A 12,738-nucleotide genomic window follows, 5' to 3' on the forward strand; every position below is an offset into this window, starting at 1 on the left:
ATGGTACGAACGATTGAAGGAGTGGGGATCCCCGCTCCTTCTTCATACTTGAATCTCTTTACATGTCTTCCCTTGCCACCTCATTCGGCAGGGGTTTTATATTAATGAAGGGTCATACACAAATGAAATAATGTATGATGGTTCATACTAGCAGTAAATGACAATTGAATAAAGGAGGGTACGTGTTGAGTGAAATTGTGAAAACAACAGAAGAACTCGTTGAACCGATTTTACGAGAAAAAGGATTGGAATTAGTAGACGTCGAATATGTAAAAGAAGGCAAGAATTGGTTTCTGCGTGTTTATATCGACAAGGAAGGCGGTGTCGATATTGATGAATGCGGCACCGTGTCAGAACAGCTGGGAGATAAGCTCGACCAGAGAGACCCGATCAAAGGGGCTTATTTCTTAGAAGTATCATCGCCAGGTGTCGAACGTCCTTTGAAGACTAAAGCGGATTTTGAAAAAAATGTGGGCAATAATGTTTATGTGAAGCTGTATGAGCCAATTAATGGCGACAAAGAGTATGAAGGGACATTAACGGAATTCACCGGTGAGACAGCAACTATCGCTTATAAAGTGAAGACTCGTGAAAAACAAGCAGAAATACCGTACGAAAAGATAGCTAAAGCAAGATTAGCTGTAGCATTGTAAAGGGGGAAACGAAAAAGTGAGCAATCAGTTGTTTGATGCAATGGATTATTTGGAGAAGGAAAAAGGCATTGACAAGGATGTTCTAATGGAGGCTTTGGAAGCAGCCTTGATCTCTGCCTATAAAAAGAATTTTAAATCTGCAACGAACGTACGCGTGGATATTGACGAGGAATCAGCAACAATGCGCGTATTTTCCCGGAAAACGGTTGTGGAAAATGTTGACAACAATCTGGAAGAAATATCAGTTGAAGAAGCGAGAGAAATCGATCCCAACTATGATATAGAGGATGTCATTGAAGTTGAAGTGACACCAAAAGACTTCGGACGTATTGCCGCTCAGGCAGCAAAGCAAGTTGTGACGCAGCGTGTCAGAGAAGCGGAACGCGGTGTCATTTTCAGTGAATACGTTGACCGTGAAGAAGATATCATGACGGGCATTATTTCCAGAAAAGACCCCCGTTTCGTTTACGTCAACCTTGGTAAAATTGAAGCAAAACTTGCTGAATCGGAACAGATGCCGACCGAGGATTACTATGTACATGACCGGCTGAAAGTGTTTGTCAATAAAGTTGAAAATACAAGTAAAGGACCGCAGATCTATATATCACGCTCACACCCGGGCTTGTTAAAACGCCTGTTTGAAATGGAAGTACCGGAAATTTATGATGGTACAGTTGAAATCAAATCAGTAGCGCGTGAGGCTGGGGATCGTTCCAAAATATCCGTCCATGCGGATGATCCTGAAATTGATGCTGTCGGTTCATGTGTCGGACAAAAAGGACAACGTATTCAAGTGATCGTTAATGAATTGAAAGGTGAAAAAATTGATGTAGTCGAATGGTCAGAGGACCCGGTTGTCTATGTTTCCAATGCGCTAAGCCCGTCAAAAGTGGTTGATGTACTGGTAAATGAAGAAGATAAGGCAACTATTGTCATTGTCCCGGACTATCAGCTGTCACTGGCTATCGGGAAGCGCGGACAAAATGCCCGTTTGGCTGCTAAGTTAACAGGTTGGAAAATTGATATAAAAAGTGAGTCGCAAGCTCGTGAAGAAGGGCTTTTAACCGACGATGAGGAAGAGGAAGAGGAACCGGAGGACGATTCCTATCCCGACGATGACGAAGATTTGCTGTAACATCAAAGGCTATTAATTATGTCAGACCTTATATAAGACGTCGGTATCTGCTTAAGTACACGAGCATACCGGGCGTTTTGCTAGAATAGGGAGGGAGTCCGATGGCTAAGAAGAAGCGGAAAATACCGCAGCGGAAATGTGTTGTAACAAATGAAATGAAACCAAAGAAAGAATTGATCCGCGTCGTCCGTAATAAAGAAGGTGAGGTTTTTGTTGATCCCACCGGCAAAAAAAACGGACGCGGTGCATATGTGTCAAATGATCTTGCGGTTATTGAAAAGGCTGAAAAAAGCGGTATTTTAAGCCGGCAGTTGAATGCGGAAATTGAACCATCGGTCTATGAGGAATTAAAACGATTTGTTGAAGGTAATGTAGATGAAGGATAGCTATTTAAACCTGATAGGTCTGGCTTATCGTGCCAGGAAGTGTTCACTGGGGGAAGAAACGATTGTAAAGGATATTCAGCAAAGAAAAGCGAAACTTGTCCTGCTGGCAAATGATGTTGGACCCCGAACACGAAAAAAGCTTATTAACAAATGTAAAACGTATGAAGTGCCATTTGAAATAGTTGATGATAGAGAGACTCTATCGAATGCTATCGGCAAACCCCAACGAGTAGCTGTAGCTATTTTGGACGCAGGATTCGCTGACAAAATCAACTCGCTACTGGGGTAATCAATCTTGGGGGTGAACATATGAGCAAAATGCGTATATATCAATATGCGAAACAAAATAATACAACAAGTAAAGAAGTCATTCAGCATTTAAAAGATTTAAACATTGATGTAAAAAATCACATGTCGACGGTTTCAATTGAAACAATTGTGAAACTGGACGAAAAGTTTGCACCGAAACAGCCCGATAAAAATGAAAAGCCCAATGATAATCAGCAAAAGCAAACTAATCCAAACCAATCAAAAAGGAATTCTAACCAGGGAAAGAAAGATAAGCAAAACGGGAAGCGGTATAATCAGAACCAACGCAAAAAAGGACAACAGCAAAACAGGAATAAAAAGCATCATAACAATGGCAATAAACGGAATCAAAACAGATCTACATCTAAACCGCAACAACAGAAACCGGTTAAAGAATTGCCGGCCAAAATCACCTATAGCGAAACATTGACGGTAAGTGATTTAGCAGAGAAATTAAACAAAGACAATTCAGAGATTATTAAAAAACTGATGTTCCTGGGCGTTATGGCTAACAAAAACCAGGATCTTGATGATGATACTGTTGAGCTGCTATGTGATGAGTTTGGCGTTGAAGTTGAAAAAGAGATTATTCTGGAAGATACCGATTTTGATAAGTACCTTGAGAAAGATGATCCGGCTGATCAGGTGGAACGTCCCGCTGTTGTCACTATTATGGGCCACGTTGATCATGGTAAGACAACATTGCTTGATGCCATCCGGCACACAAAAGTGACTGAAGGTGAAGCAGGCGGTATCACGCAGCACATTGGCGCTTATCAGGTTGAGAATGACGGCAGAAAAATAACGTTTCTCGATACTCCTGGCCACGCTGCATTTACAAGTATGCGCTCCCGCGGTGCTCAAGTGACGGACATTGCTGTATTGGTGGTAGCTGCAGATGATGGTGTTATGCCGCAGACCGTGGAAGCCATTAATCACGCAAAAGCAGCTGAAGTACCGATTATTGTCGCTGTTAATAAAATGGATAAAGAAGGCGCCAATCCTGACCGTGTTATGCAGGAATTGACGGAATATGAACTGATCCCTGAAGACTGGGGAGGCGAGACAATCTTTGTTAACTTGTCGGCAGTCAAACAGGAAGGTATTGACGCCCTGTTGGAGATGCTTGTTCTCGTATCAGAAATGGAAGAACTAAAAGCCAATCCGAGTGCTGACGCATTTGGCACGGTTATCGAAGCTCAGCTTGATAAGGGCAAAGGGCCTGTTGCAACTCTGCTTATTCAGAACGGGACATTACACGTTAGTGACTCAGTCGTTGTCGGCAATACATTTGGGCGTGTCCGTGCAATGGTTAATGATGAAGGAAGACGTGTTAAAGAAGCAGATCCATCGACACCCGTCGAAATAACCGGGTTAAACGGTGTACCGCAAGCCGGCGATCAGTTCCTTGTATTTAAAGATGAGAAAAAGGCACGTCAAGTCGGTGAAGCCCGCCAGGAAAAACACATTCGGGAAAACCGGTCAGAGTCAACGAAAGTCAGCCTTGATGATTTATTTGAACAAATTAAACAGGGTGAAATGAAAGAAATCAATATTGTCATTAAAGCTGATGTGCAAGGATCTGCCGAAGCGCTGGCATCATCACTTGAAAAAATTGATGTTGAAGGTGTCAATATCAAGATTATTCACACAGGCGTTGGTGCGATCAAGGAATCAGATATTATTTTAGCATCAGCATCAAATGCCATTGTGATCGGGTTTAATGTACGGCCGGATGTTAATGCGAAAAAAGCCGCTGAATCCGAAAAAGTCGATGTACGGCTGCACCGGGTCATTTATAAAGTGATTGAAGAAATCGAGTCAGCCATGAAAGGTATGCTTGACCCTGAATATCAGGAGAAAGTTATCGGTCAGGCAGAGGTCCGCGAAACGTTCAAAGTATCTAAAATCGGGACAATTGCCGGGAGTTATGTAACCGACGGCAAAATCACCCGTGACTCCGGTGTGCGTTTGATTCGCGACGGTGTTGTCCAATTTGAAGGCGAAGTTGACACATTGAAGCGTTATAAGGATGATGTCAAAGAAGTCGCACAAAACTACGAATGCGGGATAACGATCAAGAACTTTAATGATATTAAAGAAGGGGATATACTTGAAGCATTCGTTATGGAAGAAATTGAAAGAACATGATTATCAGTGCTGAAGTGGAATGCATGCTGTATGAAGGCCGTTCTTTAAAACAAAAACGTTCCATTATCAAACGTGTTATGGCTAAATTGCGGAACGATTTAAATGTCGCTGTCACAGAATTGGATTACCATGATTTGTGGCAGCGCACAAAGATCGGTGTCGTGACAATATCCAATGAAAGAAACCATGCCGAGCAGGTGATTCAAACGGCGTTAAAAATCATTGACACCTTTACAGAGTTTGAACGAACAACCACGGATGTAGAGTTTTTATAGCCTGGGGAAAGACCGTTGACATAATGAGGTGAAGCAAAATGAGTGATATTCGTGCAAATCGGGTAGCAGAACAAATGAAAAAGGAATTGGGCGAACTGATCGGGCAAAAAATAAAAGATCCGCGTGTCGGATTTGTCACAGTCACAGATGTCGAAGTGACCGGGGACCTGCAGCAGGCCAAAATATTTATTTCAGTTCTTGGCAGTGAAGAAGAAAAACATGATACGCTTGTCGGGCTTGCGAAAGCCAAGGGTTTTATCCGCTCGGAAATTGGCAAGCGTATAAGGCTGCGAAAAACGCCGGAAATATCGTTTGAATTTGATGAGGCCTTAGAACACGGCAATCGCATTGAAGAATTATTGCGTGACTTAAATAAATGAAGCCCTATGAAGCGCCGCTTAATCTGACTTGTTAAAGGGTCAGATTTTTCCTTGACAGTTAGGAAAAGTATAAATGCTTTGTTTTCAGAAAAATGCTGGAGCTGATAGTATGAATGGTATTTTACCCCTATGGAAACCAAAAGGAATGACATCACATGACTGTGTCCTGAAAATACGAAAGCTATTTCGCCTCAAGAAAGTTGGTCATACAGGGACACTCGATCCTGAAGTAGAGGGAGTTTTGCCTATTTGTATCGGTCAGGCCACTAAAATTGTGCCTTTTCTGACTGATACCAAAAAAAACTACATAGCTGCAATAAAACTTGGGGTATCAACCGAAACTGAAGACAGGCAGGGGCATGTGATCGAAACCAGAGAGATTCTCCATCCTCCATCTCAACAGGCAATCGAAAACGTGTTACAATTATTCAGGGGATATATAACGCAAATCCCCCCTATGTACTCGGCTGTGAAAGTTAATGGAAAAAAATTGTACGAATATGCTAGAGAGAATGAATACGTTGAACGTCCTGAACGCAGCGTTTTCATCTACAAGCTTGAGCAGCTTAAGGATGACAATAGCGACCGTTTTTGGGTACAAGTGGAGTGCTCAAAAGGTACGTATATCCGAACGCTTTGTGTCGATATCGGCAATCGTCTTGGCTTCCCTGCACATATGTCTGAACTGTACAGAACAGGAACAGGTGCTATTAGTAAAGAAGATACTTTCACATTCAGTGATATTGAGCAATTGGTTAAGGCAGAAAGACACAAGGAATTATTGCTGTCAATCGAAAGCTGTCTGACACATATGCAATATATTAATGTTGACCAGACTACTCGAAAACGGATTCTGCACGGGCAAAAACTACCCAAGCCCGAACAGGCTCCTGAAACTGATCCCTTTTTGGTCAAGCTTGATAAACAAGTTTTAGCAGTCTATCAGACACACCCGGACAACAGCACAATCATGAAGCCGGTGCGGGTGTTTAATCATGAATAATAGAAGTGCAGGTGACGTAATTTGCGGACAATCAGATTAACCTATCCTCATACATTAATATTGGACGAATTACCTGAAACAGCTGCTGCCATCGGATTTTTTGATGGTATCCACGGAGGCCATCAAGAGGTGATTGAGGCTGCGGTAAATGAAGCAAAGTCTAAAGGCATGGAAAGTGCTGTCATCACATTTTACCCGCACCCATCCGTTGTATTGAAAAAGGATGTCGAACATGTCCAATACATTACGCCTTTAAAGGAAAAGCAGAAGATATTACAGCAATTGGGCGTGGACAGGCTTTATATCATCAATTTTAATAAAGAGTTGTCTTCACTTGAGCCGCAAACATTCATTGACCATTTTATTATCAATTTAAATATTAAATTTCTTGTTGCCGGATTTGACTTTTCCTATGGGCACAAAGGCAAGGGAAACAAGCAAACAATACAAGAGCATTCGAGGGGATTATTTGACTATACAATAATCGATCAGGTTCAATCCGGAAATCAAAAAATAAGCTCGACCAGGGTAAGGGAGCTGTTGAAAACAGGCCAGGTTGAAAAAGCCAACGATTTATTGGGTAGGCCACTGGTTGTCCGGGGTGTCGTCAAAGAAGGCGATAAGCGCGGCAGGAAAATCGGATATCCAACAGCTAACTTAGAAGTGGATTCTGAAGCATTATTGCCAAAAATCGGAGTCTATGCTGTTAAAATCCGTTTTAAGAATGAGGTATATGAAGGAATGGCGAGCCTGGGCTATAACCCGACGTTCACTGCGGACCGTGATGAGCCTATTATTGAGGTTAATATATTTGACTATAATAATGAATTATATGGTGAGGAACTCGTTCTGGAATGGCACCGTTATACTCGGGAAGAGATCAAATTTGACAGCGCTGAAGAGCTAATCAGACAGATTGAAGAAGACGAGAAATGTATCAGGCGTTATTTCTATTCGGAGTCGTAAAATTGCTTGCTCCCCCTTGCATTTTTACTGAAAAAGATGTAACCTTGAATACATCAACCATCGCTTGGCAAATCGTAACTCCGGCGATTGCTGGGGGATTGGGGATATCAATAATTAATGGAGGTGAGCCGAATGGCTATCACAAAAGAACGTAAGAATGAAATTATCAGTGAATATAAAGTACATGAGAATGATACTGGTTCCCCGGAAGTACAGATTGCTGTATTGACTGAGGACATCACTAAGTTAAACGAGCATTTACGCGTTCACAAAAAAGATCACCATTCACGGCGAGGTCTTTTGAAAATGGTAGGAAGGCGCCGTAACTTGTTGAACTACCTGCGAAACAAAGATGTTACACGTTACCGTGAACTAATTAAAAAACTCGGTCTACGCCGATAAGAAAAAAGCAGGAGAAATCCTGCTTTTTTCTTCGTGTATACATAAAATTTACATTTACGCTCATTAACTATAAAATGAAAGCAGTAAGTGTTTTTGGAAGGGAGTTTTATTACGAATGACACAAGAGAAGAAAAAGTTCTCCACGGAAATAGCTGGCAGAACATTTACAGTCGAAACCGGAGAACTTGCAAAACAGGCAAACGGGGCATGTATGATGCGCTATGGTGATACATCTGTATTGTCAGTAGCAACTGCCTCCAAAGAACCAAAAGACCTCCCGTTTTTTCCGCTGACCGTAAACTATGAGGAGCGGCTGTATGCGGTAGGAAAAATTCCCGGCGGCTTTATTAAGCGGGAAGGCCGGCCAAGCGAAAAAGCCACATTAACCTCCCGTCTCATTGATCGACCGATCCGTCCGTTGTTCCCTGATGGATACCGTAATGAGGTACAAGTTATCAGTACAGTAATGAGTGTCGATCAGGACTGTTCCACAGAAATTGCAGCAATGGTTGGTTCATCAATTGCACTTTCCATCTCGGATATACCATTTTCCGAACCGATTGCAGGTGTACATGTTGGGCGTGTAAATGGTGAATTTGTTATCAATCCGACTGTTGAGCAGGAGGAAAAAAGTGATATAGATTTAACTGTTGCCGGAACAAAAAGTGCAATCAACATGGTTGAAGCAGGCGCTGACGAAGTCCCGGAAGATACTATGCTTGAGGCAATTATGTTCGGTCATCAGGAAATCATCCGACTTATTGAATTCCAGGAGACAATCATTGAAGCAGTCGGCGTCCAGAAGCAGGAATTCAATGCGGGGACCGCTGATGATGAACTGCTTGCCAAGCTTGAGGATCAGGCCAGAGGCAAATTGCTTGAAGCCATCCAGACCGAGGGCAAAAAAGAACGGGAAGAAGCTATCAGCCAAACAAAAGATAATGTTCTTGCATCGTTCGAGGAGGAAGAAGAAGAGGTTATTGGTCAGGTTAAATCCATTTTGGACGATATGGTCAAGGAAGAAGTCCGCAGACTGATCACAAAAGAAAAGATCCGTCCTGACGGGCGCAAAATCGATGAAATCCGCCAATTATCATCTAAAGTCGGTGTTTTGCCGAGGACACACGGATCCGGTCTGTTTACACGTGGCCAAACCCAGGCTTTAAGCGTCTGCACACTGGGAGCATTAGGGGACGTTCAAATATTGGACGGGCTTGATTTGGAAGAATCCAAGCGGTTTATGCACCATTACAACTTCCCGCAATACAGTGTCGGTGAAACAGGTCCGATTAGAGGACCGGGGCGCAGAGAAATCGGTCACGGGGCATTGGGCGAACGTGCCCTTGAAAAAGTTGTTCCATCTGAAAAGGAATTTCCATATACTATCAGGCTTGTATCCGAGGTATTGGAGTCAAATGGTTCTACCTCACAGGCAAGTATTTGCGGCAGTACATTGGCTATGATGGATGCAGGTGTGCCGATTAAAGCACCGGTTGCCGGTATCGCAATGGGACTTGTGAAATCGGGTGATGACTACACGATCTTAACCGATATCCAGGGCATGGAAGATGCACTTGGTGATATGGACTTTAAAGTAGCCGGTACCGAACAGGGCGTGACCGCACTGCAAATGGACATTAAAATTGAAGGCTTGTCCAAAGACATTTTGGAAGAAGCTTTATCGCAGGCCAGAAAAGGCCGGATGCAGATTCTCGAATCAATGCTTGCAACGATTGAAGAACCAAGATCCAAATTGTCCCAGTACGCGCCTAAAATTTTAACAATGAACATCAATCCGGATAAAATTCGTGACGTTATCGGGCCAAGCGGAAAGCAAATTAATCAGATCATTGATGAGACAGGCGTCAAAATTGATATCGAACAAGATGGCAGTGTCTTTATTTCCTCTCCTGATGCGGATATGAACAATGAGGCAAAACAGATTATTGAAGATCTTGTACGGGAAGTTGAAGCAGGTCAAGTCTACCTGGGAACCGTTAAACGGATTGAAAAATTCGGGGCGTTCGTTGAATTGTTTAAAGGGAAAGATGGTTTGGTCCATATATCCGAATTACAGGAAGAACGAACAAAAAAAGTTGAAGATGCAGTATCCATCGGTGATCAAATCATGGTGAAAGTCAAAGAAATTGATAACCAGGGACGCATCAATCTTTCACGAAAAGCGATATTAAAAGAAGAACGGGAAAAACGTGAGAAGCAACAATCATAGGTACTGAAATAAGAAGCTGGAAAACCAGTTTCTTTTTTTAATGCCTGAAAAAAGAAGGAACACTTCATTCGTGTTTCTCTTTTCATAACCTGTCCATCCTTATCATAGTGATTAGTGAGGGGGGTTATGAATGTATCGGTATCGTACATTTGTACATGTTTGTGTGTTTATTCTGATTGTTGCCATTTCATTTGATTTTACGTATGATCCGTTTGAACCAAATGAAACCGAGACATTTTCCACAGTAGTTGATAAAGCTGGCATGACTGACGATCCGCTTTATGACGAAATACAGAAAAAAAGCGATGCGTATGAGAAAGAACCCCAAAATGCTGTGATTGATAAAGTGTGGAAAAAGATACCCGGACTTAATGGCAAAAAAGTGGATATTGAGAAATCCTATGAGCAAATGAAAAAGAATGAGAAATTTGATGAGACCTTGCTTGTCTATGAGCAGAATACCCCCGAAATAACGCTGGATGATTTGCCTGCCGCTCCGATTTATCGAGGTAATCCCGGTAAGGATATGGTTGGATTTTTAATCAACGTGTCATGGGGGACTGAATATATCCCGGCAATCCTGAATATCTTAAAAGAACATCATGTTAAAGCCACTTTTTTTATTGAGGGAAAATGGGCGATGGAAAATACGGACACTGTGAAAATGATTCAGGAGCAGGGACATGTCATCGGGAATCATGCCTATAATCATCCCGCTATGTCACGGCTTTCCAAACAGGATATGATGGAGCAAATCAGCCGGACCAATGAAATACTTGAAGCGATTACGGGGGAAACACCTCAATGGTTTGCTCCGCCGAGCGGTGATTTTAACGATCAGGTAGTAAAGGCAGCGGCTGAACAGGATATGGAAACGATTCTTTGGAGCGTTGACACGATTGATTGGAAGAATCCATCTGAATCTGTTATGATAAATCGAGTGAACAACAATATCCACCCCGGTGCAACGCTTTTGATGCACCCTACACCTTCAATTGTGGAAGGGCTGGATTCAATGATCGGAATCATAGAAGAAAAAGGTTATAAAATTGGTACGCTCAACAATTTATTAAGTTCGGAACGATAAAGGCGGATTTAAGTAGGAGGAAAAGTATTGGTTGAAAAACATACAAGCGGAAACGGACTGCGGATAGTTCTGGAAAATATACCGTCAGTCCGGTCGGTCACAATCGGTATATGGGTGAAGACTGGATCACGTAATGAAACAAAAGAAATAAACGGTATTTCTCATTTTTTGGAGCATATGTTTTTTAAAGGGACCAGTAAGAGGACCGCTCAGGATATTGCTGAAGCATTTGACGCGATCGGCGGGCAGGTCAATGCATTTACTTCAAAAGAGTATACGTGTTTTTATGCAAAAGTGATGGATACCCATAAGGAGAAAGCGCTTGAGATACTGGCGGATATGTTCTTCAATTCTTCATTTGATGAAGTGGAAATGGAACGCGAGAAAAAAGTTGTTTTAGAAGAAATTAAAATGTATGAAGATACCCCGGATGATATAGTCCATGATATATTGGCACGTGCTTCGTTCGGCGATCACCCTCTGGGTTATCCGATTCTGGGAACCGAAAAACAATTGGAGTCGTTAACACCCGCTTCATTAAGAGAATATATTAACGAACGGTATACACCTGAGAATGTTGTTGTATCAGTTGCAGGCAATGTGGATAATTCATTTATTAAGACGGTAGATGACTATTTTGGCGGATTTGAATCGAATGCCAAACATACGGATATGGAGCAGCCAGCATTTTTGGGCAATCAGATTGAACGTCATAAGGATACTGAACAGGCGCATTTGTGTCTGGGGTATAATGGTCTGCCGGTAGATGATGAAAATATGTACAGTTTGATTATTTTAAACAATGTACTTGGCGGCAGCATGAGTTCGCGTCTCTTTCAGGAGATCCGGGAAAAGCAGGGTCTTGCATACGCTGTCTTTTCGTATCATGCGTCATTTTTGGATAATGGCTTATTAACGATTTATGCTGGCACCGGCAAGGAGCAACTGCCGCAGTTAAAGGATACTATCAACAGAACGGTGAATGATCTGATTCAAAATGGCTTGACTGATAAGGAATTGACAAACAGTAAGGAACAGTTGAAAGGCAATCTGATGCTTAGTTTGGAAAGCACCAGCAGCCGGATGAGCCGCAATGGAAGGAATGAATTGCTACTGAATAAACATCGTTCGCTGGATGACATGATCACACAAATAGATGCGGTTGATCATGATAAAATGCAGCAAGTCATCGATTCCACTTTCCGCCACGCACCATCAAGTGCACTTATTGCACCTGAGACGGCATAGTTTCCAACCGATGACCATATATTGATGCTGGGGGGCGATTTGATGCGGTATAAGGATATCAGTGCCAAGGAGATTGTGGATGTAAATCATGGGGCACGGCTTGGAGTACTGGGTCAGACGGATCTGGAAATTGATGAAAAGACAGGGCAGATCGAATCCTTCATCATACCGAATTATAAATGGTTCGGTCTAAAAAAAGAAGGTGCCGAAACGAAGATCAGATGGCGGTCAATCCGAAAAATTGGTGAGGATATGATTATGATTGAGCCGGATGATCACGAATAATCAGTAAGCTGCCCGCCAATACTGACGGCTTACTGACCTTTATATGCCGAATAGGACAGCTGTAATGAAAGCTGGTGTCATGATTCATGACGCCGGCTTTTTTTATTGGCAGTTAAGGAAGTATAAATAGTTTCTTACTGCATAAGGGCAACTAAGGCTTTCGCCATAAAAGCTTGGCGATAAGTCAAGTTTTTTAATAAAACAAGCTGAACCTGAATTTTTCCGATT

General features: G+C 42.3%; 14 protein-coding genes. All 14 read left to right on the forward strand.

All coding sequences use genetic code 11. From position 1 onward, the window contains the following. Positions 1 to 185 precede the first annotated feature (185 nt). The 14 genes from rimP (at position 186) to ON01_RS08860 (ending at position 12,510) form a co-directional block, all read left to right on the forward strand. Positions 186 to 653 (forward strand): ribosome maturation factor RimP, encoded by a 468-nt coding sequence (gene rimP / locus ON01_RS08795; RefSeq protein ID WP_010530661.1) that lies wholly within the window; start codon positions 186 to 188, stop codon positions 651 to 653. A 16-nt stretch (positions 654 to 669) separates the two neighbouring features. After that, positions 670 to 1,788 (forward strand): transcription termination factor NusA, encoded by a 1,119-nt coding sequence (gene nusA, locus ON01_RS08800; RefSeq protein ID WP_010530662.1) that lies wholly within the window; start codon positions 670 to 672, stop codon positions 1,786 to 1,788. A gap of 101 nt (positions 1,789 to 1,889) precedes the next feature. Beyond that, positions 1,890 to 2,174: an RNase P modulator RnpM gene (rnpM, locus tag ON01_RS08805; RefSeq protein ID WP_010530663.1), complete on the forward strand. Its 285-nt coding sequence runs from the start codon at positions 1,890 to 1,892 to the stop codon at positions 2,172 to 2,174. After that, the gene (locus ON01_RS08810) at positions 2,164 to 2,463 is read left to right on the forward strand and encodes a L7Ae/L30e/S12e/Gadd45 family ribosomal protein (RefSeq protein ID WP_010530664.1); all 300 of its coding nucleotides are present in this window, start codon (positions 2,164 to 2,166) and stop codon (positions 2,461 to 2,463) included. Before rnpM ends, ON01_RS08810 begins: the two co-directional genes overlap by 11 nt. 20 nt (positions 2,464 to 2,483) lie before the next feature. After that, complete coding sequence (infB, locus tag ON01_RS08815) at positions 2,484 to 4,634, forward strand: translation initiation factor IF-2 (RefSeq protein ID WP_010530665.1); 2,151 nt, start codon at positions 2,484 to 2,486, stop codon at positions 4,632 to 4,634. Beyond that, a complete protein-coding gene (locus ON01_RS08820; RefSeq protein ID WP_010530666.1) occupies positions 4,631 to 4,909 on the forward strand; it encodes a DUF503 domain-containing protein in 279 nt (92 codons plus the stop codon). The genes infB and ON01_RS08820 overlap by 4 nt, the downstream gene beginning before the upstream one ends. A 38-nt stretch (positions 4,910 to 4,947) precedes the next feature. After that, positions 4,948 to 5,289 (forward strand): 30S ribosome-binding factor RbfA, encoded by a 342-nt coding sequence (gene rbfA, locus ON01_RS08825; RefSeq protein WP_010530667.1) that lies wholly within the window; start codon positions 4,948 to 4,950, stop codon positions 5,287 to 5,289. 109 nt (positions 5,290 to 5,398) lie between these two features. Continuing rightward, entirely contained in the window at positions 5,399 to 6,292 is an 894-nt protein-coding gene (gene truB, locus ON01_RS08830; protein WP_029329066.1) for a tRNA pseudouridine(55) synthase TruB, read from the forward strand. A 21-nt stretch (positions 6,293 to 6,313) separates the two neighbouring features. After that, complete coding sequence (gene ribF / locus ON01_RS08835; RefSeq protein ID WP_010530669.1) at positions 6,314 to 7,258, forward strand: riboflavin biosynthesis protein RibF; 945 nt, start codon at positions 6,314 to 6,316, stop codon at positions 7,256 to 7,258. Between the two features lie 132 nt (positions 7,259 to 7,390). Continuing rightward, a complete protein-coding gene (gene rpsO / locus ON01_RS08840) occupies positions 7,391 to 7,660 on the forward strand; it encodes a 30S ribosomal protein S15 (protein WP_010530670.1) in 270 nt (89 codons plus the stop codon). 115 nt (positions 7,661 to 7,775) lie between these two features. After that, entirely contained in the window at positions 7,776 to 9,890 is a 2,115-nt protein-coding gene (locus ON01_RS08845; protein WP_010530671.1) for a polyribonucleotide nucleotidyltransferase, read from the forward strand. Between the two features lie 130 nt (positions 9,891 to 10,020). Then, the gene (locus ON01_RS08850) at positions 10,021 to 10,977 is read left to right on the forward strand and encodes a polysaccharide deacetylase family protein (RefSeq protein WP_010530672.1); all 957 of its coding nucleotides are present in this window, start codon (positions 10,021 to 10,023) and stop codon (positions 10,975 to 10,977) included. A gap of 27 nt (positions 10,978 to 11,004) precedes the next feature. Further along, positions 11,005 to 12,225 carry a M16 family metallopeptidase gene (locus tag ON01_RS08855; RefSeq protein WP_010530673.1) on the forward strand — a complete coding sequence of 407 codons (1,221 nt, stop codon included), beginning with the start codon at positions 11,005 to 11,007 and terminating at the stop codon, positions 12,223 to 12,225. Positions 12,226 to 12,267: 42 nt separating this feature from the next. Continuing rightward, positions 12,268 to 12,510, forward strand: coding sequence for a YlmC/YmxH family sporulation protein (locus ON01_RS08860; protein ID WP_010530674.1), 243 nt, complete (start codon positions 12,268 to 12,270; stop codon positions 12,508 to 12,510). Positions 12,511 to 12,738 lie beyond the last annotated feature (228 nt).

Source organism: Lentibacillus jeotgali (assembly GCF_000224785.1).
Lineage (GTDB): Bacteria > Bacillota > Bacilli > Bacillales > Amphibacillaceae > Lentibacillus > Lentibacillus jeotgali.